20 protein-coding genes and 2 pseudogenes are annotated in these 24,342 nt (G+C 60.7%); 19 read left to right on the plus strand and 3 right to left on the minus strand.

What is annotated here, in order from left to right; translation table 11 throughout:
- Window positions 1-370: 370 nt before the first annotated feature.
- Window positions 371-550 (plus strand): hypothetical protein, encoded by a 180-nt coding sequence (locus RAD16_RS09850; RefSeq protein ID WP_458157667.1) that lies wholly within the window; start codon window positions 371-373, stop codon window positions 548-550.
- Window positions 551-721: 171 nt separating this feature from the next.
- Here the strand turns inward: RAD16_RS09850 and RAD16_RS09855 are convergent, their stop codons facing one another.
- A complete protein-coding gene (locus RAD16_RS09855) occupies window positions 722-958 on the minus strand; it encodes a hypothetical protein (protein WP_458157668.1) in 237 nt (78 codons plus the stop codon).
- Between the two features lie 499 nt (window positions 959-1,457).
- Between RAD16_RS09855 and RAD16_RS09860 the strand changes: the two genes are divergently transcribed.
- From RAD16_RS09860 to RAD16_RS09890, 7 genes and pseudogenes are all read left to right on the plus strand, one after another.
- Window positions 1,458-2,465, plus strand: a complete 1,008-nt coding sequence (locus RAD16_RS09860; protein WP_458157669.1) for a glycosyltransferase family 2 protein — start codon at window positions 1,458-1,460, stop codon at window positions 2,463-2,465.
- 91 nt (window positions 2,466-2,556) lie between these two features.
- Window positions 2,557-2,738 (plus strand): annotated as a pseudogene (locus RAD16_RS09865) (transposase); the annotation flags it as partial.
- A 993-nt stretch (window positions 2,739-3,731) separates the two neighbouring features.
- Entirely contained in the window at window positions 3,732-4,937 is a 1,206-nt protein-coding gene (locus RAD16_RS09870) for an ABC transporter substrate-binding protein (RefSeq protein ID WP_458157804.1), read from the plus strand.
- A gap of 1,103 nt (window positions 4,938-6,040) precedes the next feature.
- Window positions 6,041-6,451 carry a hypothetical protein gene (locus RAD16_RS09875; protein ID WP_458157670.1) on the plus strand — a complete coding sequence of 137 codons (411 nt, stop codon included), beginning with the start codon at window positions 6,041-6,043 and terminating at the stop codon, window positions 6,449-6,451.
- Between the two features lie 487 nt (window positions 6,452-6,938).
- Window positions 6,939-7,709 (plus strand): annotated as a pseudogene (locus RAD16_RS09880) (arginase family protein); the annotation flags it as partial.
- A 139-nt stretch (window positions 7,710-7,848) separates the two neighbouring features.
- Entirely contained in the window at window positions 7,849-8,466 is a 618-nt protein-coding gene (locus tag RAD16_RS09885; protein WP_458157671.1) for a LysE family translocator, read from the plus strand.
- A gap of 844 nt (window positions 8,467-9,310) precedes the next feature.
- Entirely contained in the window at window positions 9,311-10,870 is a 1,560-nt protein-coding gene (locus tag RAD16_RS09890) for a hypothetical protein (protein ID WP_458157672.1), read from the plus strand.
- A 399-nt stretch (window positions 10,871-11,269) separates the two neighbouring features.
- Here the strand turns inward: RAD16_RS09890 and RAD16_RS09895 are convergent, their stop codons facing one another.
- The gene (locus RAD16_RS09895) at window positions 11,270-13,774 is read right to left on the minus strand and encodes an arylsulfatase (RefSeq protein WP_458157673.1); all 2,505 of its coding nucleotides are present in this window, start codon (window positions 13,772-13,774) and stop codon (window positions 11,270-11,272) included.
- An 886-nt stretch (window positions 13,775-14,660) separates the two neighbouring features.
- Between RAD16_RS09895 and RAD16_RS09900 the strand changes: the two genes are divergently transcribed.
- Window positions 14,661-14,981 carry a DUF736 domain-containing protein gene (locus tag RAD16_RS09900; RefSeq protein WP_458157674.1) on the plus strand — a complete coding sequence of 107 codons (321 nt, stop codon included), beginning with the start codon at window positions 14,661-14,663 and terminating at the stop codon, window positions 14,979-14,981.
- Between the two features lie 64 nt (window positions 14,982-15,045).
- Here the strand turns inward: RAD16_RS09900 and RAD16_RS09905 are convergent, their stop codons facing one another.
- Complete coding sequence (locus RAD16_RS09905; protein WP_050385492.1) at window positions 15,046-15,273, minus strand: helix-turn-helix domain-containing protein; 228 nt, start codon at window positions 15,271-15,273, stop codon at window positions 15,046-15,048.
- A gap of 210 nt (window positions 15,274-15,483) precedes the next feature.
- Here RAD16_RS09905 and RAD16_RS09910 point away from each other — a divergent pair, with 210 nt between their 5' ends.
- From RAD16_RS09910 to RAD16_RS09955, 10 genes are all read left to right on the plus strand, one after another.
- Window positions 15,484-15,756 (plus strand): DUF2285 domain-containing protein, encoded by a 273-nt coding sequence (locus tag RAD16_RS09910; RefSeq protein WP_458157805.1) that lies wholly within the window; start codon window positions 15,484-15,486, stop codon window positions 15,754-15,756.
- A gap of 165 nt (window positions 15,757-15,921) precedes the next feature.
- Window positions 15,922-16,116 (plus strand): transcriptional regulator domain-containing protein, encoded by a 195-nt coding sequence (locus tag RAD16_RS09915; protein ID WP_458157675.1) that lies wholly within the window; start codon window positions 15,922-15,924, stop codon window positions 16,114-16,116.
- A 79-nt stretch (window positions 16,117-16,195) separates the two neighbouring features.
- Window positions 16,196-16,693 carry a DUF2285 domain-containing protein gene (locus RAD16_RS09920; protein ID WP_458157676.1) on the plus strand — a complete coding sequence of 166 codons (498 nt, stop codon included), beginning with the start codon at window positions 16,196-16,198 and terminating at the stop codon, window positions 16,691-16,693.
- Between the two features lie 133 nt (window positions 16,694-16,826).
- On the plus strand, window positions 16,827-17,108 hold the full coding sequence (locus tag RAD16_RS09925; protein WP_008561544.1) for a helix-turn-helix transcriptional regulator: 282 nt from the start codon (window positions 16,827-16,829) through the stop codon (window positions 17,106-17,108).
- 22 nt (window positions 17,109-17,130) lie between these two features.
- Window positions 17,131-18,012, plus strand: a complete 882-nt coding sequence (locus RAD16_RS09930; RefSeq protein WP_458157677.1) for a replication initiator protein A — start codon at window positions 17,131-17,133, stop codon at window positions 18,010-18,012.
- A 289-nt stretch (window positions 18,013-18,301) separates the two neighbouring features.
- The gene (locus tag RAD16_RS09935) at window positions 18,302-18,766 is read left to right on the plus strand and encodes a DUF2840 domain-containing protein (RefSeq protein WP_458157678.1); all 465 of its coding nucleotides are present in this window, start codon (window positions 18,302-18,304) and stop codon (window positions 18,764-18,766) included.
- Complete coding sequence (locus tag RAD16_RS09940) at window positions 18,763-19,275, plus strand: S26 family signal peptidase (protein WP_458157679.1); 513 nt, start codon at window positions 18,763-18,765, stop codon at window positions 19,273-19,275. The genes RAD16_RS09935 and RAD16_RS09940 overlap by 4 nt, the downstream gene beginning before the upstream one ends.
- The gene (locus RAD16_RS09945; RefSeq protein ID WP_458157680.1) at window positions 19,275-20,171 is read left to right on the plus strand and encodes a lytic transglycosylase domain-containing protein; all 897 of its coding nucleotides are present in this window, start codon (window positions 19,275-19,277) and stop codon (window positions 20,169-20,171) included. Before RAD16_RS09940 ends, RAD16_RS09945 begins: the two co-directional genes overlap by 1 nt.
- Window positions 20,172-20,553: 382 nt before the next feature.
- On the plus strand, window positions 20,554-22,317 hold the full coding sequence (locus RAD16_RS09950) for a relaxase/mobilization nuclease domain-containing protein (protein ID WP_458157681.1): 1,764 nt from the start codon (window positions 20,554-20,556) through the stop codon (window positions 22,315-22,317).
- A gap of 36 nt (window positions 22,318-22,353) precedes the next feature.
- A complete protein-coding gene (locus RAD16_RS09955; protein ID WP_458157682.1) occupies window positions 22,354-24,342 on the plus strand; it encodes a conjugal transfer protein TraG in 1,989 nt (662 codons plus the stop codon).

Consider the following 24,342-nt stretch of genomic DNA (forward strand, 5'->3'; position numbering starts at 1 on the left):
CCGAGCGCCGAATGAATCGTTGTAGCAACTCTCCAAATTGAGGACTGCGATGCGGTATATTGCGTACGCGGTCGATTTATCCGGCACTGCTCGTGCAGTCTACGAGATCGATTGCCCGACAGATAAAGACGCGCAAGCTCGAGCCGAGAAACTCTTAGAAGCGCACCCGGCTGTTGAATTGTGGGACGGCCGCCGCCGGGTTGCTCGGCTGGAGCGAGAGAAAGGACCTAGGCAACCAGAGTGAAAGGCTCGATCGAGCTATGCGTGTCGGCCGCCGCCAACTCCCAAGACCAAGGTTAGTTTCACTCGTGGAACCGAATAAGAGTCGCGCGCGTCAAGAGTTGTCGCTAGCGGCTCTAGGAGGTTCTCCATGACCCAGCGCCGCCGTCGGGTGCAGCAAACCCGATCCCTCGAGGAACGCATGGCCGAACAGGCTGCCAAGCTCAAAGAGCAGGCCGCTCAGTTGCCGGCGGGACCGGAGCGTGACGCAGTACTGAGGCGAGCCAGGGTCGCGGAGACCGGCGCCCATCTTAGCGATTGGGTTCAGTAGCCCCCCGAATGACGCCCGGGAAAAATATGCAATGGAACTGTGCGAAATCGAACAGAACAAAGCTTCGATCTGAGTAGGCTCGCCAATGCTTGGTGCAACCGATACCAAGCACCCTCCAGCGGCCCCGGCCTTACACCCCTCAAAGCCCCCACAGGCCGGGGCCATCTTCCTTCAAAAGGGATCAGATCTGTCGTCGTGACCGCCGCGGCCCCCAAGGAAAATCGGCACCATTAGTCCGCATCCGACGAGCACAGAGAAAAACATGCCGACGCCTAGCGCGATCCAGCCGTAATTGCCGATCTGAACTCCCTTTGCATTCCATATCGAAACCGCCCCGACGCCAATCAAAACCAGGAGCACTGCCAAAACGGCGAGCGCGAGGATTTCGCCCTTTCCGAGATGTTCCATAGTTGATGTCTCCAGCTGACATTAAGCTGCGCTCAACGTCGTTCCGTTGGCTTCACGATTTCCAAGACGAGAAGCTCAGCGGACGCGGGAATGCCGACTCTTCCCGGTAGAGCCGAACCGCATTCGCGACTATCGCAAAATGCTCAAATAGTCGGATAGTGCCAACATGGCCGCTAAAAGTAGCGCGAAAGGGGATGGCGGGCGACTCATTGGTTTCACTAACCAACGCGCGTTCTGCCGAGTTTTCCTTGTTCTAAGTTGCATCGACATTAGCATATGTGAATCGTCTCGCCGTTGTGTCTGCTCCAACATCGCGGCGAACGGCCGGCGTCATGCATATGGACGATGACTATGCGCCTCTCAGTGCCCAGCGTCCGGCGAAGGCAGCTTGCTCAGCGCGAGAACGTTCGACGTTGCCTTCGGATCAGTTGCGCCCCGACCGTGCTGAGGACGACCTCCACGCGCGAGCGTCACCGCCGCGATCACTGAGGAGCTCCGAATGGACAAGTTGCAGGCCGAACCGCGCAGCCGAACTCGAGGCTCGGAACTTCAGCCACTCATTTCGGTCGCCATACCCACCTTCCGCCGTCCAGACATGGCGCGCCGTGCGGTCGAAAGTGTGCTCCAGCAGGACTTCTCCGATTGGGAACTGGTTATAAGCGATGACGAAGGGCCGATGGGGGAGACTTGGCATATCCTGTGCGAGTACGCCCGCGAGGAGCCGCGCATCCAAGTTATCGAAAACCGAAGAGGCCGTGGTCAGGTCGACAATACAAATAACGCGATGCTTGCGTGCCGCGGCCACCAAATCAAATTGTTGCATGACGACGACTGGCTCGTGCCAGAGGCACTCCGGAGGTTCGCTGAACTAGCGACGGCTTATCCAGACGCGGCATTCATAACCTCAACATGCCATCTAGTTCAGGACGAAGGCATAAGGTCCCGCCGAGGAAGCGAGACCTACCTATATTCCAGCCAGGGGTGCCTGGTGGATCTTTATTTGGCGGGCAAGACACGGCTGCTCGGAATTGTCCCTTCGACATTGCTGGTCAACAGCAAAGTCGTCAGAGCCGGCTGCCGGATGCGAAACCATCGGTCGATAAGTTGGGGCGTGGATCAACTGTTCTTTATCGATCTGGCCTGCCATGGCGATATGGTGGCGATCGACGATGGTCTTGTCTTCTACGACATGACTGACCATGCCAGCATCACGGCATCCGGATCGTTTCCTCAAATTGACCAGGAGACGTTCGATCTCAAGCGTCTGACGTGGACCCTTTTGAAAGATAAAAGAGGCCTTCCCGATCCCGAAACGATGGTGCGCGCGCTGCGGGTTGCTCGACTGCGCGGCCGGATCGGCCGTCAGCCGATCAGTGTATCCATTCGCGATGCAATTCAAATCCTGCGCCCGTCGGTTCTACGGGCTGCCAACAAGGCCATGCAAGCGTGGGCGCGCGCGCCGGGGACGATCCTATGCGTGTTTTCTTTTGGAAACGCCCTGATCTGATGGTGCTATTAACCAGGCGGCGCCCTCGAGGGGGAGGGAAAGCTGGACGTCGGAGGCACGCGAGCCGTTGGCAGCGATGAACGCTGCAGCGCGTCGCGAAACAGTCGAACATCCGTTCGGCACCATGAAGGCCCGTATGGGAGCGACCACTTCCCGACCAAAACGCTTCCGAAAGTGGCGGCCGAAATGGCGCTCTCCGTCCTGGCCTACAATCTGACACGGGTCATGAACATCGTCGGGATCAAGCCGCTGATGGCTGCGATCGCGGCCTGACACCAAGCCCGTCATGGCTTCCGCCCGACCGCCCAGGGACCGGCGTTTTTACACGGCCAAGACCCGAAGCGGACGAAGCTCTTTCATGTTGCGTTAGACGCCGAGTGCCGGACTATTCCGAAGCCGGTGTCCTAGATTGCTCACTGCTCGGTCTTAAAAAGCAGTACTATTGGCTGCCGGATCATCGGCAAGCAACTGGGAGGAAGTCGTGAGAATACAATATTCGATGACATTGCTCGCAGGCATCGCAATCGGCGCCATTGCTGTCCAGGGCCTCCACGCTCAAGGGGCAAAGCTGAAAGCCTACGTCATCAGCGAAAATGAAATCCTCGATGCTTCGGCCCAGGCCGCTTACCTGCCTACGGCCCGCAATCTGATAGCAGACGCTCATGGTCGCGCCTTGCGTACCGCGGCCGGAAGGGTTGTTCAGATAGAGGGGGCGCACCCCCCAAGAGTGCAGCACTCACCGAATGGGACAGCGTAGATGACGCGGTGGCATTCTACAAATCGAAAGCCTGGGCGGACCTTGCTCCCCAGCGTGACAAGGCAGTAAAGGTCGTGCGCAGGTATGCCGTCGAAGTCGAGAAATAGCTCCCAGACCGCGTGCCGCAATAACTGACCAGGAGGCCGCCCGCCTTGGCGGCCTTCCTTCCAACGTCGACAGCGCGGCTCGCGCGGAACGGCCGAACATACGGCCGCTTCACTCAACGTCGGCCTCTCGCACAGTGAATGTCGGCTCGTGGCCAAGAGACCTGCTAACGGCCGGTCACAACGTCTGCTGCTCAGGGTAGACCGGAAGTGACGCCTGGGCCGGCAAAACGGCGCTCATGACCGCCCCACACCGGACATGCCCGCTCGGTCGCTGCCATGCCGCGCTGATGTGCGGCGCGGAAGTAAATGCCAACGCCCCGCTTTGCAGTGATGCCCTTCCCCTGTACCATCATGCCAAGACCACCGGCGTTCAGCGGTCGCTACGGCAACGGGAGGGTTTTCATGCGTCGCAACATTATCGCTGCGCTCCTGTTGTGGGGAGCGGGGCTGACCGCCTCCGCGGTCGCGCAGCAGCCGGTTAAGCTCGGTGTCCTCAACGACCAGACGGGACTGTACGCGGATCTGACCGGCATGGGCTCGGTCCACGCTGCGCACATGGCGGTCGAGGACTACGGCGGCAAGGTGCTGGGCCGACCGGTCGAAGTCATCTTCGCCGACCACCAAAACAAGCCCGACGTCGGCGCAAACATCGCGCGGCAGTGGATCGAGACCGAGGGCGTCAACCTCATCCTCGACATTCCCAATTCGGCTGTGGGGCTCGCTGTGCGCGAGGTGACGCGCACGCACGACGCGGTTGACATCAACACCGGCGCCGCCACGTCGGATCTCTCCGGAAAAGCCTGTTCGCCGCACGGCGTGCACTGGAGCTTCGACACCTACGGCCTTGCCGCGACGATCGGGCAGGCACTGGTGAAGCAGGGTGGGGATAGCTGGTTTTTCATCACCGCCGACTACGCATTCGGGCATGCCCTCGAGCGCGACACCTCAGCATTCGTCGCGGCCGCCGGTGGCAAGGTGGTGGGGGCCGTGCGCCATCCGCTCAATACCGCCGACTTCTCGTCCTTTCTCCTGCAGGCGCAAGCCTCGAAGGCGAAAATCGTCGCTCTCTCGAATGCTGGCGGCGATACCATCAACGCGATCAAACAGGCCGCGGAATTCGGCTTGGGCCGCGGCGGCGACCAGCGCGTGGCTGCGCTTCTGCTACAATTTCCCGACACCCACGCGCTTGGCCTCGAAGCGGCGCAGGGCCTGACTGCGAGTGAGACGTTCTTCTGGGACCTCGACGACGCGACCCGCGCCTGGACCAAGCGCTTCCTCGTGCGCAACGTTGGTAAGCCTCCAAGCATGATCCATGCAGGGACCTACGGCGCGACGTTGCATTACCTCAAGGCGGTGGCGGCAGCTGGCACGACCGATGCGACAAAGGTAGTCGCCAAGATGAAGGAACTGCCGATTGACGACTTCTACACCAAGGGCACGGTGCGCGAGGACGGCCGTGTGATGCGGCCTTATTATCTGCTGCAGGTGAAGAAGCCCTCGGAATCCAGATACTCGTTCGATTATCTCAAGGTTCTTGCCACAGTGCCGGCTGAGAAAGCCGTGCGGCCGCTGAGCGAGAGCGCTTGCCCGATGGTGAAGCACCTCTGAGATCGGTCGCGGCGACGTGTCGGCGGCTCGCACGCCCGGGGGCGTCGGTGTCATCGGTTGTTCTCGACCTCAACCGGCCGGTCTATGAAGCTTCGGTGCCCGTCACGGACACTGTTCTGTGGCGAGCGGCCTTCGAGGGCCCGGCGTCCTGACCAGAGATGCATTGGTTCGCATGGGCTTGGAAATGGCCGGCTCTCGAGCAGAGCGCGGTTCGGGAATGACCGCTTCTGGCCCATACCGACGAAATGCGGCCTTCCTCCATCTGTCGGCTCACGAGGGGCAAAGCGGACAGTCCAAGCAGCGGGAAGATCGCCGCGATTGACCGTGGCTGTGTAAAAACTCAAAAATCGAAACGCGGCGAAGAATGATATTTCCCAGCTCCACCTCGAAGTTCAATCCTTGCGCGTTGAGCGGCTAGAGCGGTTTTGGACGAATAACTTCTTCTATCGCGATTGAGCGTGTTGGCGTTTTCGCACAGCCAAGACCTACAGCGGACCTGACGTCAAAACCGCATAACTTCGGACTAGCGCATCCACGGTAGCTTACCGCCGAGTGCCACCCACACCATGCAAAGCCCTGCAACAAGGCCAAGGACGAAGGTAAGGACCAGTGCGCCGTACGTAATTGGCTCCAAATCATAATTCACGAGGTACGAAGCGCCTTCACGTCTATAGTAATACCTGCGGACCTGCCCTTTGTCCCACCACAACTGCAACTGCATCCCCGCTGAGAATGTGAAAAATAGACCCACAAATCCGAGGGCAATCCTGTTCCACATGACACACCTTCATCCAATGGCGCAGCTATCCAACGAAATCGTGATCGGCGCACGAATCGACAAGCGGCGATTAACGAGCCGCGACGATAGGCACACTAAACGCGCACTGAGCGGCCACACGCGACGCTGGCATTCATCCTTAATATAGAGTTGCGCGGATGCGTCAGCCTTGGCGACTTCCGTTTGTGGCCCATCTGCGAAGCGGACTTGATTTGCTCGCTCTGACTGCTTCGCATTTTGACCCAAAGCGGCCGCAATGGGTTGTTCAGCTTGGTAGGTGTCATAATGAACGGCTGTGCGTGGTGTTGCGATGCGAGGGTGCTCAATGAAGCGCGGAACTAAGGTTCTCATGTTGGTTCTAGCGGCGTTGCCAGCGAACGTCTGGGCTCAGTCATCTGACAATGTGACACCACCGACATCGCCCCTTCACTGGCGCTACGGCTATGTCAACTGGCGGGGCAAGCTCGTAAAACCGAATTGGCAGATAATGAGCGCCGACGATAGCACCAAATTCGCGATTGACTTAAGCAAGAAACCTGCGCACTACGCCGCCGCCTACATCATCGACGGGGAAGCGTTCAACAAGAGCAATCTGTTCGAGCTTCAATTTGACTGCGCTGCCAAGGTCTTCGAGGTGCTAACCAACATGGACCTGAAGCGTGCTCAAATCGTCGAAGCGAAGGTACATCAATTGGTTTGCGGTGATGCGGCAAAGCTCCCTGATGGCCTTCGCTAAACACGCCCGAAGCCTGAGACTTCGACTTCCGCAATTGGCCCGCTGCTGACCTTCACGCGAAGCACCGCAGCGTCCGCTATCCGGCGTAGACCGGACCAGCCCTGAAAACAGGGTTTGAAGTCGCATTTTGACCCAAGCGGACCTCAATGAGAAATCTTGGCCCCAGTCCGGTATCTATTGGGGCTTTGCAAACCGCGGATGCCCCAAAGGAACTATAGGGCAAATCGATCATTAGCTGGGCGGAAGCGTCGGCCGGCACCAGTCGGTATCTTGGACTGTAACAGGACTTATAAGGCTCAGTGTGGCCGGAGTCTCGTCTGCTGATCGATGCGGAGTTCCGCGGCAAGACCGGTGAGGTCTTTTGCGCCACCTTGCGCTCAAAGGCGTACGGCACCGCGGACCAACGGGCGCATTGCCGTCATCAGAATGAGTGCCCATTTTGCTCAGGACATTCCTTAACGCGGCTCCCTGCCAGCTCGAAACAATCGTGGCAGGATTTGATGCCGTTATTGTCGGCGCATCGGAAGCGACCCCCCATCGCGTCGGCGAGGCCAGTCATGCTGCGGATGCGCCACAAGCCATTCGACATTCGCTGCGCGGCGCGGCGAGCGATCTTGCGCGCTGGGATTTCGACCAGGAGGGACCATTGCTATCGCCAGACTTCCGCTTAGCGGATGTCGGCGATCTCCGCGTGGATGCCGGTTATCCCGAACAGAACCGGGATGTGATCCGGAAGGCCACGCAGACGATCCTTAGGAGCGGCGCAGTGCCTATTCTCCTTGGTGGGGATGACTCCGTTCCGATCCCGTTCTTCGAAGCCTTCCGAGACTTCGGGCCCATTAGCATCGTGCAAGTCGATGCTCATCTCGATTGGCGGGATGAGCGTAACGGCCTGCGCCACACCTTTTCGAGCCCGATGCGGCGCGCGAGCGAGATGGCTTGGGTCAAGCGGATTGTGCAGGTAGGGCAACGCGGCATCGGCGGGTCGCGCGCGGACGACCTCGAAACTGCGAGACGCTGGGGTGCGGAAATCATCACAGCCGCGATGGTTCGCCGCGAAGGCATCGAAGCTGCCCTTGCTTATGTGCCGCACGGCGCGCGCTGCGTGATTACGATCGATTGCGACGGGCTTGATCCATCGGTCATCCCCGCCGTGCTCCTGCCGCAGCCCGGCGGGCTCGGGTATGGGGAAGTCATCGATCTCATTGAAGGTGTCTCGGGGAAGGCGCAAATCGTTGGCGTGGATATTGTTGAGCTTGTGCCATCCCGCGACGCAAATGGCATCGGCGCGTTGACGGCGGCACGGCTGCTTTGCAAGGCAGCTCGGCTGCATCGCGAACCAGCGCTCCCGCTCGCCGCTTCCTGCGCTTTACACACACGCATCCGAAGGATAGCGCATGCCAACGGCTGCTACGCTGTTTGCTTTCGTGATCGCCGTGCTTGCGATGCAACTCGTCCCTGGCCCGGAGACTCTTCTGGTCATGAGCCGAGGCATCGGAGAGGGCCGTCGCGTCGCGCTGTGGACCGTGATTGGCATGACCCTTGTTGCTGGCGCGATACAGTTACCTCTCCTCGCGCTGGGGATCGCCTCCGCGGTGCGCGCATGGCCATGGGCGCATTACGTGATCCGGTTCGCTGGCGCTGCCTATCTCATCTGGCTCGGCGTCCGCCTGCTGGTGGCGAGACCGGAGCGCGCTGCCTTCGATGCAACCGGCGTGAGCCGCCTTTCTGCGCTGCGCGAAGGGCTCATTACCAACATGACCAATCCAAGTCCGTTGATCTTCATGCTGGCTTTCCTTCCACAATTCGTCGGCGGCTCTGTGACAGCCCAACTGCTCTTGCTTGGTGCGATTCAGAAGGCGACAGGCTTCGGCGTGCTGGCTGCTGCTGCGCTTTCGTCGGGTAGCGTGGGCGCATGGATTGCGCGTCGTCGCTCGCTCATTGTTTGGCAGAAGCGCTTCACCGGCATCGCTATGATGGCATTCGGCATCAGCCTGGCTTTCCGCGCGCGTTAGTCAGAATCGACCCGCTATCTCTGAGCGCATCGTCAACAGGTATCGATCTCTCCGCGACGGCCCCAGTCCCCTCGGCAATACACCGCCGCGCAAGCCGTCCTCAGTTAACGGCCGCTTTTAGTGTAATGTCGCCTGTTGGCTCGTAGCGGACCGGCGGCGATGTCTCCCGATCTGCCCGCTTGTGACCCAGGATGGGGAAGGACAGTGGAGGTTCGGACCATCGAAGTTTGTCGGCTACGATGGAATGACTGCTGTTGGATATATCGACACAGCAGAGGACCGCGATGGACGTCGGACCGAAGCGCAGCTTCGGCAGTGGTTCACGGCGGTTGATCCCGAGTCCGAGCTGGGCACCCAACTGAGCTCAGCCCTTTACGGATACCTAGCCAAGTACGGTAAGGCACCCAGCACAAAGATGCGGATCAACGTTCCGAACGACGTGCACAAGAAACACTTTGGTGCGACCCCGTCAGATCCACACGAGATGTTAGTGGCTACACTCATCGCCGCCGCTAAAACGCTTCCTCCATACCACTTAGAGAAACTTCGGGCGGCCCTTTCGGGACGCTGATAAACGGCGGACCAGGACCGCTTTTGGCCCGTCGCTGACGTTAGCCCAGAGCGCGAGGGTGTCCGCTTCTGACAGGTGACCCGACCAAGGGCATGCTGGCTGCCGAGGGCAGCCTTTGACCCCAAGCGGACCTACCCGCCCATACCGCCTTATCCCGGTTGAGGACTTCGATCTTGACGACGGGGTGGCTCAAAGATGTACCTATTTATAGCTGGCTCGCCGCCTGAGGAAACACCTTAAGATTGTGTTGGATGCAGTCGAGGAGGACTTCCGATGCGCAGGCAGCAAGTTCCGCTTACTCCGGGCGACCTAGTCAACCGTCAATTCGGCACCGACGACAACCTGATAGGCAACCCTGGCGCACCGAGCCTGATCGGTGATGCTGGTGGCAGCATGTTTGACTTTTCGAAGGGAGGGAACGACACCTTCGATGAAGTCGGACTTTCCAATTACATATTTTATGGCGACGTGGTTGGCAGCATTTTCGATTTTGCGCAGGGCGGCGACGACACATTCAACGGACTCCCTGCGGCTGGTGTCACTGCCTACGGCGACGCTGGCGCGGACATGTCGGACCACAGTAAGGGCGGCAACGACACCTTCTTGAGTGGAACTGGCAGACAGCAAATCAATACGTTCTTCGGCGATGCCGGTGGCGACATGTCGGGTCACGCCCAGGGCGGCGACGACACTTTCATAACTCAGACGGTACAGGGTGGCACCCACACCTTTTACGGCGATGCTGGCTGCGACATGTCTGGCCACAGCAAGGGTGGCAATGACAGCTTCCAGGGCTCCAGGCAGGCTACAAATATCTTTTTTGGGGACAGCGGCAGCAACATGTCCGGCCACGCCCAGGGCGGCGATGACACATTCACAGCCAGAACGGACTCAGGCAACACATTCTACGGGGATGCCGGCGGTGACATGACCGGCTACACCAAAGGTGGCAACGACACCTTCAACGGGGCCTTGTTCGCAACGCAGGTGTTCTACGGTGATGCCGGAGGCAACATGTCCGGCCATGTTGAGGGAGGCGACGACCGTTTCACGGGCTCCGGTGGGGCGATCATGTCAAAGACCTTCTATGGCGATGCCGGCGGTGACATCTCGGGCTTTGCTAAGGGTGGCAACGATACTTTCATAAACGAGGGCGGCTCCGCAGTGTCTTTTTACGGGGACGCCGGCGCCACAATGTCCGGTCATGCACAAGGCGGCGACGACGTTGCGACGTTGCAGGGGAGCAGGAACTTCGCCGTCGGCGATGCTGTTACGATGCTCGACGCTGCCAGCGGAGGTAATGACAGTCTTAGTGGCGGCGACAGGTCCTTGACGGACGTTGTAAACCAGCTCTATGGCGACGCACAGGTCATGGGCGGGGCTACCCAGGGAGGCGATGATCTTATCTTCGGGGGCCACGCCGCTGGTAGCGGCCGGGTCGACAACTTCTTATGGGGCGATGCGGCGCAAATTTCAGGTCGCGCCAAGGCCGGCAGCGATGTCCTATACGCGGGGACGGCTGGGCAAGGTGGCACAGTCAGCAATGAGATGTGGGGAGATGGTGAACTGAGCGGCAATGCTCAGGGAGGTGCCGATACGTTTGTATTTAAGGACAATGGTCTGATGACCGTCGGTGCCAACAATCTCATCCGGGATTTCAGCCAATGCCAGCATGACAAGATAGCTTTCATTGATGTTGCGGGCGTGCAGTCATTCGATGACCTTGTCATCACCCAAAGCGGAACTAGCACCATTATCATGGCGGGAGCTGATCAAGTTACGCTTGCAAACTTCACGCACTTGATGACGGCGAATGACTTTTTGTTTGTTTGAGAGCGCTCCTCTTCGTCGGCGATCTAGCACCGATCCTCAAAACAAGGCAATCGCTCCAACGAATTCGGTCCTCAAACGCGATTGTTGCTGCTCATAAGCGAACGCATCATGAAGATAGCCCGCTGGATCATAACCGGCGGGCTGTTAGCGATGGGACTACTTCCCCTTCAACTTCGGGTCACTCATGGTCGCGCTCTGGTTGGTCCGGAAGTGGCCCATCGGCGAAGTTGCGCCTTGCCAGTTGGAAGTCCGCTCGTTGAGCCAGAGCGGATCAGATTTGCTCAATCTGAGTTCTTCGCAGTGTGACCCAAACCGGAAATTGGACCAACGCCTTGAGAGCTTCACCAGTGGTGCGGGCGCGCCAATCTTAGCACGCGCCCGCCTGCGTCAGCAGATGCATCACTTAGCGGCCTGCGCGGCGCGACTTGCCTCCAACAGCTTCTTCTCATCTTCTGCCGTCAGCTTAGGAGGATCGACAGAGAGGGTCACCTTGTTGATTTTGCCGGTGAACGGGAACGGGACCTTATAGTCGCGGTCGTCGACAGGCGTGGCACCGCTGGTGCCGATATTGAATGTCTGATCGAGCGGCAGGCCAAGGGGGATGCTCCGCTCCATCCGTTTCGTGGACACTATCTTGCCATCAACCTTCAAGGTCCCGATGCCGCCCCGACCTACGCCGCTCACGTTGTTGAAAGCCAGGGTTCCAATACCCAGCCCGTCATAGTTGAAGTCGTACACGATCGTGTGCTTGCCGGGGTCAAGGGCGTCCGTCCCTTCCCAGCGCACCCGTTCGAGGTCCAGCAGGTTCTGAGTGAATACTGGTTTGCCCTTCACCAGGTAAAGCGCGTAGCCTGCAAACCGTCCTCCCTCGCCAATGATCACGCCCTCGGCCCCGTTCTGCGGCACGTCGACCTCGGCCGTTATCGTGAAGGAAGTGTTGAGCAGGCTCGGCTGGTTGCCGTTTGGCATGCTCATGGGCGTACCCGAATAGGTGAAGACGTTGCGCCCGGCTGCCATGCTGGGACGCGGCGTGACAAAGCGCGTCGAAGCCGAGCCGTCCAGCGGCAACACCTGATACTTGGCGAATTCGCCGAACATCAGGTCCCGCATCTCTTGCACCTTCACCGGGTATTTCGCCGCGACATCGGTGAACTGTGTCCAGTCGTTGCGGACGTCGTAGAGTTCGAACTTGAACGCGGTGGCAGGGTCGGCGACCGCCGCGCCGGCGAGTTGCCAAGGGGCACGGATCGGAACCGCACTCAGCATCCAGCCATCGTTGTACAGCCCTTGCACGCTGAGCATCTCGAAGTACTGCGTTCGGTGCGTAGAGGGCGCGTTCGCGTTGGCCTTGTCGAAGGTATAGGCCATGCTCGTGCCTTCGATCGGCTTCTGGCCGACGCCATCGACCATGACCGGAGCCGGAATGCCGGTGGCCTCGAGCAATGTCGGCACAATGTCGATCACATGATGGAACTGGGAGCGGATGCCGCCCTTGTCCTTGATTTTGGCCGGCCATGAGATCGCCATGCCCTGGCGCGTGCCGCCGAAGAACGATGGAATCTGCTTTGTCCATTTGTATGGCGTGCAGAGCGCCCATGCCCATCCCACCGCATAGTGCGGATAGGTTCGCGCCGACCCCCACGCGTCATACCATGGCATCTGCTGTTCAGCAGTCAGATCAATGCCGTTGAAGGTCAGAGCCTCATTGACTGTCCCGGTAACGGACCCCTCAGCCGAAGCGCCATTGTCGCCGCTGACGTAGATGATGAGCGTATTATCAAGTTTGCCCATGTCCTCGACCGACTTGATCACGCGGCCGATCTCATTATCGGTATAGGCAAGGTAGGCCGCATAAACGTCAGCTTGCTTGATGAAAAGCTTCTTCTCCACATCCGTCAGCTTGTCCCAGCTCTTCAATAAGTCGTCGGGCCAGGGCGTCAGCTTCGCATCCGCAGGAATCACGCCAAGCTTCTTCTGGTTTTCGAAGATCTGCTCGCGTACGGCATTCCAGCCCTTATCGAACAGATGCATATCGCTGATCTTCTTGACCCAATCGGGGGTCGGATGGTGCGGCGAGTGTGTGCCTCCGGGAACGTAGTACAGGAAGAACGGAATATCCGGATTGACGTCATTGAGCCCGTTCATCCACTGGATGGCGTCGTCAGCCATGGCTGTGGTCAGATTCCAGTCAGGCTTTCCGAGGTACGGCTGGATGTGGGTCGTGTTCCGGAACAAGTTGCCCGGCGTCCACTGGTCGGTGTCACCGCCCATGAAGCCATAGAAGTATTCGAATCCCATGCCCGTCGGCCACTGGTCGAACGGGCCCGCCAGGCTCGTCTGATATACTGGCGTGTTGTGGTTCTTGCCGAACCACGACGTGCGATAGCCGTTCTCCAGCAGGATCCGGCCGATCGTCGCGCTGTCCTTGCCGATCACGCTGTTGTAGCCGGGATAGCCCGTCGCAATCTCGGAGATCACGCCGAAGCCCACCGAGTGGTGGTTTCGCCCGGTGATGAGCGCCGCCCGCGTCGGCGAGCACAATGCGGTCGAGTGGAAATTGTTGTAGCGGAGACCGTTTGCGGCGATCCGGTCCAGCGCGGGTGTCGGAATGACGCCGCCGAAAGTCGATGGCGCACCAAAGCCGACGTCGTCGGTCATGATCAGCAGCACGTTCGGAGCACCTTTCGGCGGCACGACGCGCGCCGGCCAGCCCGGCTTGGACTGAAGGGCGTTGAGATTGATCTGGCCCTCGAATTTTTGGGGAGGCGGCGGCAGGTAGCGACCATCGATCGTTGTGGTGGCATCCGGAGATCCCCGAACACCCGTGGTTTGCTGGCCGGACGCGGACGCAACAGTCAGCACGCTCAAAGCCACACCACAAAGAACGGTCTTGAGAATCTTCATGACGCAAACCTCCCAATTTCATCCAAGGATGTTGCTCGAAAGAAAGGCATTTCGTCTTTGGGCGGCGATGTAGGCTAAGTCTCACGGTCGGGTACACATCCCACAGCCTGCCACATTAGAGCGAGACCGCCCCTGCGCTATGCAATTTCCGCAAATTGGATGGTGACGTGCTCAACGTCATGTTGATCTAAATCAATGCTCTTTCCACCGCCAGCTTTGGGGTGCTCCGCATTTCCGCTAGCAGGAACCGACGGCTGGTCTGATGCACTCCGGCCTGGCCCTTCGTGTCGGTTGGCGCAGTGCAGCGACAGCTCTGGACTCCGACGCAGAGCAGTAGAGTCTCCGCTTGACCTCGTTGAGCCTGGACTGCGCCTCGAGCGCGACCGTGTGCGACGCACTGCCGCCGCCGAATTTCGTTCGCGCCACTTTGCACGGATCTTCTCCCGGTTTTTCCGTGCTCATCCTGCATTCCAAATGGCTCCATCAAAACGCATCTCGGTCGCCCACTCCGTTTTTTGGGAGACGATACGCCCTTTGCAGCAGATTGTTTCTCTTTTTGCGCTGAATCGTTCCGACCTCTTGTTCAGCAAAACCGACATAGCCGCGCTTCTCCAGAGATTGTGGTTCAGCACGCAGACACACGTGACCTCGTTGATGGCTTGATCTGGCCGAAGACCGGCTACGCCTCGATCGTCTGAGCCGCAACGTCGTTGATGCGACTTTCTTCCCCTGGGCTTCGCCCATTCCTCGCGAGGCAAGAAAGTCGCCACAACGGCGTCCTCCGCTGCGCTCCGGCCCCAGCGGGTGCGTCGCCGATCGTCCTCGGCCCTAGATCGCCATCGAGGCCGCGGTGGTCGCGGGCTCGAAACACAACAGGAGAAGTGAGATGGCTAACATCGGTTCTTTCAAGAAGGTCGGCAACGAATTCCAGGGCGAGATCGTGACCCTGAGCCTGAAGGCCAAGGGCGTCCGCATCGTCGTCGAGACCAACCGATCCAACGAAAACGCTCCCAGCCACCGCATCTATGTGGGTCGCGCGGAGATCGGCGCAGCCTGGTCGAAGCGTTCCGAGGAGGGCCGCGATTACCTCTCACTCAAGCTCGACGACCCCTCATTCGACGCGCCGATCTACGCGAACCTGTTCGACGACGAAGGCGGTGAAGGCTACACCCTGCTCTGGTCGCGGCCGCGCAAGACCGGCGAGTAAGAGCGCCCCACCAGGCCCCGTCCGGTTCGCCGGGCGGGGCGCTTCGCGGTCGACCTGAAGGGGCTTACGATTTGCTAAGCCGCGCAGCCTTTTTGAGCAGGTCCCCCGGTTCGACCCCCAATGCTTCAGCAATTTGTCCGAGCACGGTGACGCTTGCTGATACATCGCCACGCTCGATGGCGCCGACGTAACGGGCGCTTAAACCCGCGCGCTCGGCCAGCTCCTCCTGCGTCATTTGTAGATCGTGGCGTTTCCGACGCAGATTCACAGCCATGATCTCTTTGAGATCCATGGCGATATGGGAACTGAGCCGGAACGATCGTTCTAGGAACGATCGTTCCTATTCGTGCCCGAACATGCTATCGCGTGTGGCGGCGCTACGTGCGCGACCGAACTCGGCCGCCAATCTACCGAACGAATATTCAGGATGCTAACGGGAAGCGGAGGTCTGGATTGCGACCAAACCATGGCGTAGCTTATAGGCGTTCTAAAAGCGGGTATGATGCAGAAGCCATCCCTAGATCCAGAAGTAGCTGACAGTGCGCCGAACGAGCCGCTGTTGACTGCCTATGACGAACAGCATGTCGTTACGTACATGCGCCTCCTGCAGGCGGAGGGCGAGGGGGCGGACTGGCGCGAAGTTGCTCGAGTGGTCTTGCATATGGACCCAGAGCGAGAGCTGGATCGTGCGCGGCGCGCATATCAGAGTCATCTGGCGCGCGCCAAATGGGTGACGGAACAAGGGCGCCTCTTACGCGGCACCGGCTCGAAATAGAACAAAATTGCCGGCTGGTGTCTTGCGGGCAGAATTGTTTTCTTTTGCTAATCGGCGGTCATTCCGGTGCACCACGTGGTGCCAAACTAGGGGCTTCCTACAACCGCCTCGTTCATACCTATTGCGCCGCAATCGTTGTTAGCAGTGTGCAATGGGACGGAAGCAATGCCTGAATTCGACTGGCGGTCGCCGGATTCCTACAAGAGCCTACAAAACGCGGAAGTCACCGACATCGCCTGGGAATGTCTCCGCCGCAACGCGGACTATCGGCGGGAGTACGAGGTGATGATTGCCAACAGTCCGAACGGCGAAGCGACAGACGAATTCAGGAGGAAATGGGGTATCTGCTTTCGCCCATGACCCGCAGAGGTCCTTCGACGAGCAGACGATCTTCTGGGCGCCGGAGGTTTTAGCGGCTGTCGTTCCGGTCAAGGTTGCCTTGGCCGCCGATCGCAGTTCAGCGTCTCAACCGCTGCTTGACCTTGCAGTAGGTCAGGTACGGCGCGCCGCCGACGGCTGGCACGCCGTGCTGCGCATCGGTGCGGTAGATCACCGTGTTTGGTCCAAGGACCCGCCGGTGCTTGGCGCGTCATATGCAGCCGAATTGCCGTTTGACGGCGATTTCGAAGCGCGTGCGTATGCAGCACGACGGCTGTGGCGCGCGATGAATGGACGCGCGCCAGGTCCGGCCTTTCACCAATTATCTAAAGACCGGCGCGAACGCCTGAGCGCCGCGATCCGCGCGCTTGATGCGCATAGCGCCGGCGGCAGTTATCGCGTTATCGCCGAAGCGCTGTTCGGCAAAAAGCGCATCCCCGATCGCGCCTGGAAGACGCATGATCTGCGCAATCGAACGATCCGCTTGGTGCAAGGCGGCCTCGCATTGATGCGCGGTGGTTACCGCAAACTTCTGCGGCCCGGGCGCAGGGACGAATAGGCCTTCCGCTTAGGGGTATCGAAAATCGCTCCCCCAAAACTCGGCATCCCCCTCCGATACCGCGCTTCTCCATGATGACCGCACACACGCCGGCGCCGCCGTGCGTGGTGCGCTGTCCTCCTGGAGTCCTCAAATGCCCGATCCGATGGCCGGTCTACCCCCGCGCTTCCTCCGTACACCTGAGGCGGCGCGCTATCTTGGCTTGTCCGGTCGAACCCTGGAGAAGCACCGCACATACGGTACTGGGCCGACGTATCGGAAGATTGGCGGACGGGTCGTCTACGCCGTCGATGACCTGAAAGCGTGGGCCGACCGCGGCGCCAAGACCTCGACGTCCGACCCCGGCAAGGGAACGGTGCTGCCGGCCAAGAAGCATCCCGCGCTGCGCCCGTATGCGGGCCAGGAACGGCGCTGATTGCCGCGTGAGAGCAGTGACCATGCGGCGCAAGCACCGTTCCGAGCGCGATCAGCTTGAGCTCTTCCGGGCGTTGCCCGGCGATCTCGCGCCGCGCGACGCGCAGGATCTGATGGCCTATCCCTTCTTTTCGCTCGCCAAAACAAAGCGGATCGTCCCGATCGATTTCCGTGCAGGCGCGATCGCAATTCGTGTCGAAGCCGTGCCGGAACACGGCATGGCGACCATCTGGGATGCAGATGTTCTGATCTGGGCCGCTTCCCAGATCGTCGAAGCACGCGACGCCGGCTTGAAGACCTCACGCCTCATGGCTGCAACGCCTTACGAGATTTTGACGTTCGTCGGCCGCGGCACCAGCGCGCGCGACTATGACCGCCTGAAGGCTGGTCTTGACAGACTGCAGTCAACGACCGTGCTGACGTCGATCCGTCAGCCGGCAGAACGGCGGCGGCATCGCTTCTCCTGGATCAACGAGTGGAAGGAGACAGCAGATGCAAATGGCCGCCCGTTTGGGATCGAGCTGATCCTGCCGGATTGGTTCTACGCGGGCGTCATCGACGACGCGCTCGTGCTGACGATCGACCGCGCCTACTTCGAGCTCACGGGCGGGCTTGAGCGGTGGCTCTACCGCCTCGTGCGCAAGCACGGTGGACGCCAGGATGGCGGCTGGAGCTTTGATCTTGTGCACCTCCATGCCAAGTCCGGCATCCTCTCGCCGCTTAAGCATTTTGCTTACGACATCCGCCAGATCGTCCAGCGCCAGACATTGCCCGGCTATCAGCTCGTGCTCATGCGAGACCGGAACGGCAGCGAGCGACTGAGCTTCGCACCCACACCTGTTGATCCCTTAACGGCCCGCTTGCGCCGTCGCCGTCTCATTCCAAATTCGGAGGACAACCTGTGAAACAGCTCGTGCTATCGGGGACCGCAACCCTCGTGCTATCGGGGACCCGATCCTCGTGCTATCGGGGACCGGAATCGAGCTTAAGAGCTTGTTTCTTCGCGCTTTCCAGCCGCTCTAACTTTACTAACCAGAAATCCTTCGGATTTCTTCTAACGGAGCAGGTCGAAAGCCACGTTGGCGGCGCTCGGCAACGGCAGTCCGATAGTCCAGCCTGCCATTGCAGGCCACACACTCTCTCCACCGCGCCCCACGCCCACGGCCGCCAGCTCCAGTGTCAGGGAGCCGCCGCATGAGCGATCTCACGGAAGTGGAAGTGCTGTGGCTCGAGAAGCGCATCGAAAACCGCATTCGGTTCGGTCGTATTGTCAAGGAACGGAAGCTTGATCGCCATCGGCGTGTCCTGTCATTCGCGCCAGACAGCATGTTTGCCTTCGTTCGCTGGACGTCCAATGACTTCGGCACGATCATTTCGCGGATCGACATCTTGCGCGCAGTCGCTCTAGGACAGCGCTGCTCGACCGTACCGTACGTGAAGCCCGGCGGAGAGATTTTGTTGCGGCTGTCCGGCTGGCCGAAGGTCGAACGGGTGCTGCAGATGGTCGACGCCGTTGAGGCCCTCGACATCGATCCGGCTGATGTCGCGCCCGATCACTGGCATCACGTTCACAACCGTTTGTCCGTCAACGAAAACCCGCGCCCCTACACGAAAGCCCGCCACCAGGCATGGCTTCACCGGCAGAGGGCCATGCGATGACACCGCGGCTCAAGACGTTGACCACGATGTTCGGCGGTGCCGTCGCACTTATCGCGCCAATCGTTCTGGAGATTACGCCGGCCTACATCTGGAATGCATCCGAGAGCGTACCGCTTGGGCTCTACCGTGTGCAGCCGGCGGACAAACTATTCGTTACGGAACTCCTCGCCGTACAACCACCGGAGCCGCTCGCGACCTTCCTCGATCTGAACGGCTATCTGCCAGCCGGATTGCCGATGCTCAAACGCGTGCTGGCGCTTCCCGGGCAGACCGTTTGCCGAAGCGGGTTCACCATTTCGGTTGACGCCATCGAAATGGGTGAAGCCCGAGATCGCGACGGCCGTGGCCGTCCCCTCCCGAAATGGCAGGGCTGCCGCGTAGTCGGTGACGGCGAACTCTTTGTCATGAACTGGCAGTCCACCAGCTCGCTGGATGGCCGCTATTTCGGGCTCTTGCCGGCATCGGCTGTCATTGGCCGAGCGCGGCCGGTGTGGACTTGGGAGGATTGATGATGCCCATATTGAGTTTCCGACCAGCTGTTCCTCTGTTCGACCGAGTGCTGCACCATTCCTCCGTCCCGACCAACGATTGCGCGGCCGTTGCGCGCAGCGGCGGTCCAGGGCGGCCGAACGGCCGGCGCGAAGCGCCTTTACCCTGGACGGACGCGAGCACGACGGCACGCTTGCGTTTGTTCGAGGGGAGCCTGCGCGCTGTCGTGCCGTTGTTCATCTCGCTGGCCGTGAGTAACGCCGCTGCTGTCGCCGAGACGCGACCCGCGGAGCCTCCAGCACGTCATCAAGCTGGCGATCCGTTTACGGAGTTCGTCGAGCAGGCCTCGCGCCGCTTCGCCGTGCCGGCGCGCTGGATACGCGCAGTCCTGGACGTCGAAAGCGCCCAAGACGCGCGTGCCAAGTCACCGAAAGGTGCCATGGGCCTGATGCAAATCATGCCGGCGACTTGGGCGGAACTTCGTGAGCGCTACAATCTCGGGAACGACCCCTACGACCCGCACGACAACATTCTGGCCGGCACGGCTTACTTGCGCGAACTGCTCGATCGGTATGGCTCGCCTGGCGCGTTTGCTGCTTACAACGCGGGACCGTCTCGCTATGAAGAGCATCTCGCAGGCGGCTTTCTGCCAGACGAGACGCGAGCATACGTCGCAAAGCTTGCAAATCTACTTGCCATCGAACTGCCGCCGAGGTGGACGTCCAGCGGACAGTCATCAGCAGCTGGGACGCTATTCGTCACGCGATCCAATTTCATGAAAACGCGCGATCGGTTGCAGGCGCTCATGCCGTCGAGCGGTGTCACGACCGCAATCTCGGCGGGCGATGTTTCGCACATGGTTCCCCGGCCAATTGGCATGTTCGTCCCTCGATCGGATTCGGGAGTATCGCAATGATGTGTGCGGGTTCGCAAGCTGATGGCGTATGGGCGATGCCTTCGGCCCGCGCTCTACTCGTCGCTTCGCTCCTCACCGAGCCACCCTTCGGGTGTCTCGGCCCTTCGGGTAACGATCGCTATCGCAAGCGCGCGGAAGCAGTGGGGGCTTCGCAAGTCAGCTGCCAAGTCGCGGCGGCTTTTTCGGGAACCGGCGACCGGGAGCCCACGACGGCAGGACGGCGAGATAAAAGGGGCTCGCCGGTCGAACCGCAAGCCATTGGCATGGCTTGGGTTCTGGCGTGCCGGTCGGTCGGGGCGCGTGCCGCGCCATGCATTTTTAAGAATGCAATCAAAGGCGTTTTCGGCACTGTAGGCGCTTTTGATCGTTGGGAGGCCCTTCCGTGAGCGTGCGCGACAGCGACCTGCGCATTCGGGCTGGGCGCATCCGCAGTACCCGTGCGCCGAAGCAAAAGAGCTTCATCAACCAGGTGCTACGTGCCGCGAAGAAAGCCGGTCACACCTCGGGGCAGGCTGCGGCTGGCAGGCGTTCGGCGGCTTTTGGGCGCTCGACGTTTGGCCGCGGGCGCATCGCCTTCAGCCGCGCCAGATTGTTCAGCCCAACGCGGCGCGTCGTGGTGAAGGCGCGCGTGGTTCGTCATAAGGGGCGAGCCTTCCGTTCCGCACCACTGACCGCCCACCTCTCATATCTGAAGCGTGACGGCGTGACCCGGAGTGGTGAACGGGCCGAGATGTTCGATGCCGGCAGCGACCGCGCCGATAGCGCGGCTTTCGCTGAACGGTGCAAGGACGACCGACATCATTTCAGGTTCATCGTCTCGCCCGAGGACGCCGGCGACATGACCGACCTGAAGGCCTTTGCCCGCGATCTCGCCAAGCAGATGGAGACCGATCTCGGCACGCGGTTCGACTGGGTGGCCGTCGATCATTGGAAGACCGACAACCCTCACGTCCACCTTCTCGTTCGGGGTGTCGATGAGGAGGGGGCGGATCTCGTGATCTCCCGCGACTACATCAGTCAGGGCTTGCGCTCCCGTGCCGAGGAACTGGTCGCAATCGAACTGGGTCCAAAACCGGAGCACGAGATCCGCAATTCGCTGGAGAGGGAGGTCACGGCAGAGCGCTGGACGCGGCTCGATCGGGAGATCCGGCTGGCGGCCGATGAGATAGGCCATATCGATCTACGTCCCGAAAATCTCGGCAAGTCCGATCCCGAGATCCGGCGCCTGATGGTCGGTCGCCTTCAGCATTTGGAGAAGATGGGCCTTGCCGCATCCGCCGCACCAGGGGAATGGATGGTTGGGCTCGAGGCCGAGCGCAGCTTGCGCGACCTTGGCATGCGCGGCGACATCATCAAGACCATGCACCGCGCCTTTACCGAGCGCGGGGAAGCGCGAGGCGTCGCCGACTACGTCATCGAAGGCGGACAGCCGACGTCCCAGATTATTGGACGGCTGGTCGACCGTGGATTGCACGACGAACTGACCAGCGAGGCCTATGCCCTGATCGACGGAACAGACGGGCGCGCCCACCACGTCCGCTTCCGTAGCATCGAGGCCCTCGAGCACGCACCGCCGATCGGCGGCATCGTCGAAGTCCGACGCTTCGGTCAAGCCGGAGATCCACGCCCCACCGTAGTGCTCGCGACCCGTTCCGATCACGATCTCGGTGAGCAGATTGGCGCAAAAGGGGCGACCTGGCTCGACCACCGGTTGGTCGAACGCGACCCCATGCCGCTCGCCATCGGCGGGTTCGGCCGCGAGACCCGCGACGCCATGGAAGCTCGTGCCGAGCATCTGATCCAGGAGGGCCTGGCGCGGCGGCAGGGCCAACATATCATCTTGCAGCGCGATCTCCTGAACACGCTGCGCCGGCGCGAACTGGACGAGGTGGCAGCAAAAGTATCGTCCGGTACTGGCCTGCCTCACGTGAACGCCGCCTCCGGGGAGCATGTGACGGGCACATATCGCCAGCGACTGACGCTCACCTCTGGTCGCTTCGCCATGATCGACAATGGGCTCGGCTTCCAGCTCGTGCCCTGGTCTCGCGAGCTCGAAAAGAAACTCGGCCAACACGTCACCGGCGTTGTGAAGGATGGCGGTGGCATCGAGTGGGGCTTTGGTCGGAAGCGCGACCTCGGCATCTAGTTATCTCACCAATTCAGTTGCGGAAGGGCGTTCGGGATGTCCGGAACCAAAATCCTCTGGGGACAAGTGATCGTCGTCGGCCTGATCGTCTTGCTGGCCATCTGGGGAGCAACCGAGTGGACAGCCTGGCGGCTCGCCTGGCAGCCGGAGCTTGGGCGGCCGTGGTTCGAACTGTTGGGCTTCAAGGTCTACTACCCACCGATCTTCTTTTGGTGGTGGTTCGTCTACGATGCCTACGCGCCACAGGTCTTTGTCGAGGGGGCCTTGATCGCTACGTCGGGGACGTTCGTTTCGATCGCGGTGGCGATCGGCATGTCGGTGTGGCGCGCGCGCGAGGCCAAGAAAGCGGAGACCTATGGCTCGGCGCGCTGGGCTGAGGCGGCGGAGGTTCGAGCGGCCGGACTTCTCGGTCCGGATGGTGTGGTGCTCGGTAGCTTCGGACGGCACTATCTCCGCCATGATGGACCGGAGCACGTCTTGTGTTTTGCACCCACACGATCCGGCAAAGGCGTCGGTCTTGTCGTTCCCTCCTTGCTGGCGTGGCCCGGCTCGGCCATCGTTCACGACATCAAGGGCGAAAACTGGCAACTGACAGCTGGCTTCCGCGCGCGGCATGGCCGCGTCCTGTTATTCGACCCGACCAACCCGAAGTCCTCAGCCTACAACCCGCTGCTCGAGGTCCGGCGCGGAGAATGGGAGGTTCGCGACGTCCAGAATGTCGCCGACGTGCTGGTTGACCCCGAAGGTTCCCTCGACAAGCGGAACCATTGGGAGAAGACCAGTCATTCGCTCTTGGTCGGAGCCATCCTTCACGTCCTCTATGCTGAGGCGGATAAGACCCTGGCCGGTGTCGTCGCCTTCCTGTCCGACCCGAAGCGGCCGATCGAGGCGACCCTGAAAGCCATGATGACGACCGCGCATCTTGGCGAGCAGGGTGCTCATCCCGTGGTCGCCTCGACCGCGCGCGAACTCCTCAACAAGTCAGAGAATGAACGCTCCGGCGTCCTGTCCACGGCGATGTCGTTCCTGGGACTCTATCGCGATCCTGTGGTGGCGCAGGTAACCCGCCGTTGCGACTGGCGGATCGCCGATCTAATCGCGGATAACCAGGCTGCGACGCTTTATCTCGTGGTGCCGCCCTCCGATATCTCGCGGACCAAACCGTTGATCCGTCTGGTGCTGAACCAGATCGGCCGACGGCTGACCGAGGACCTACACGCCCGCGACCGCCGACATCGCGTCCTGATGATGCTGGATGAGTTTCCGGCGCTTGGCCGGCTTGATTTCTTCGAGTCTGCGCTCGCCTTTATGGCGGGGTACGGCATCAAGAGTTTCTTGATCGCGCAGTCGCTCAATCAGATCGAGAAGGCCTACGGACCTAACAACGCGATCCTCGACAACTGTCACGTCCGCGTCAGTTTTGCAACCAACGACGAGCGGACCGCCAAGCGCGCATCCGACGCTTTGGGTACGGCGACGGAGATGAAGGCAATGAAGAACTATGCCGGCCACAGGTTGAACCCCTGGTTGGGGCACCTGATGGTTTCGCGCCAGGAGACGGCAAGGCCGCTACTGACTCCGGGTGAAGTCATGCAACTTCCGCCGTTGGACGAAATCGTCATGGTGGCGGGCACGCCGCCCATCCGGGCGAAGAAGGTCCGCTACTACGAGGATCGACGATTCACCGAGCGGGTTCTGCCGCCGCCCGATCCGGCGAGTGCCAGCCGATCACAACGAAAGGACGGATGGTCAGCGCTTGGACCGTTGAAGCCGCCGGCAGATCCAACTGACAAAGCTGCGGAGGCTGAGGAGGACACGGCGAACAGCGGGCTCCGTCGTGAGCCCGAACTCCCCGATCACGTCGCGATCGCCAAGGAGACGACCGAACCGACGCCGGCGGAGGAATTTGCCGCCGTGCTTGACGACGACGAAGATGCGGTCCGCCAGTCCCGGCTCATGCGTCAACAGATGCGCGGCGTCGCCCGTCAAGTCGCCATGGACCCGAACGACGGCATGGAGCTCTGA

This window comes from Bradyrhizobium sp. 18BD (assembly GCF_054185225.1).

What these genes read in the sequence shown, in the direction of transcription:
- RAD16_RS09850 (WP_458157667.1), top strand. Translation starts at nt 371, where the DNA reads ATGACCCAGCGCCGCCGTCGGGTGCAGCAAACCCGATCCCTCGAGGAA.
- RAD16_RS09900 (WP_458157674.1), top strand. Translation starts at nt 14,661, where the DNA reads ATGGCTAACATCGGTTCTTTCAAGAAGGTCGGCAACGAATTCCAGGGC.
- RAD16_RS09910 (WP_458157805.1), top strand. Translation starts at nt 15,484, where the DNA reads ATGCAGAAGCCATCCCTAGATCCAGAAGTAGCTGACAGTGCGCCGAAC.
- RAD16_RS09885 (WP_458157671.1), top strand. Translation starts at nt 7,849, where the DNA reads ATGCCAACGGCTGCTACGCTGTTTGCTTTCGTGATCGCCGTGCTTGCG.
- RAD16_RS09955 (WP_458157682.1), top strand. Translation starts at nt 22,354, where the DNA reads ATGTCCGGAACCAAAATCCTCTGGGGACAAGTGATCGTCGTCGGCCTG.
- RAD16_RS09945 (WP_458157680.1), top strand. Translation starts at nt 19,275, where the DNA reads ATGATGCCCATATTGAGTTTCCGACCAGCTGTTCCTCTGTTCGACCGA.
- RAD16_RS09930 (WP_458157677.1), top strand. Translation starts at nt 17,131, where the DNA reads ATGCGGCGCAAGCACCGTTCCGAGCGCGATCAGCTTGAGCTCTTCCGG.
- RAD16_RS09895 (WP_458157673.1), bottom strand. Translation starts at nt 13,774, where the DNA reads ATGAAGATTCTCAAGACCGTTCTTTGTGGTGTGGCTTTGAGCGTGCTG.
- RAD16_RS09875 (WP_458157670.1), top strand. Translation starts at nt 6,041, where the DNA reads ATGAAGCGCGGAACTAAGGTTCTCATGTTGGTTCTAGCGGCGTTGCCA.
- RAD16_RS09940 (WP_458157679.1), top strand. Translation starts at nt 18,763, where the DNA reads ATGACACCGCGGCTCAAGACGTTGACCACGATGTTCGGCGGTGCCGTC.
- RAD16_RS09905 (WP_050385492.1), bottom strand. Translation starts at nt 15,273, where the DNA reads ATGGATCTCAAAGAGATCATGGCTGTGAATCTGCGTCGGAAACGCCAC.
- RAD16_RS09935 (WP_458157678.1), top strand. Translation starts at nt 18,302, where the DNA reads ATGAGCGATCTCACGGAAGTGGAAGTGCTGTGGCTCGAGAAGCGCATC.
- RAD16_RS09915 (WP_458157675.1), top strand. Translation starts at nt 15,922, where the DNA reads ATGCCTGAATTCGACTGGCGGTCGCCGGATTCCTACAAGAGCCTACAA.
- RAD16_RS09925 (WP_008561544.1), top strand. Translation starts at nt 16,827, where the DNA reads ATGCCCGATCCGATGGCCGGTCTACCCCCGCGCTTCCTCCGTACACCT.
- RAD16_RS09890 (WP_458157672.1), top strand. Translation starts at nt 9,311, where the DNA reads ATGCGCAGGCAGCAAGTTCCGCTTACTCCGGGCGACCTAGTCAACCGT.
- RAD16_RS09860 (WP_458157669.1), top strand. Translation starts at nt 1,458, where the DNA reads ATGGACAAGTTGCAGGCCGAACCGCGCAGCCGAACTCGAGGCTCGGAA.
- RAD16_RS09855 (WP_458157668.1), bottom strand. Translation starts at nt 958, where the DNA reads ATGGAACATCTCGGAAAGGGCGAAATCCTCGCGCTCGCCGTTTTGGCA.
- RAD16_RS09870 (WP_458157804.1), top strand. Translation starts at nt 3,732, where the DNA reads ATGCGTCGCAACATTATCGCTGCGCTCCTGTTGTGGGGAGCGGGGCTG.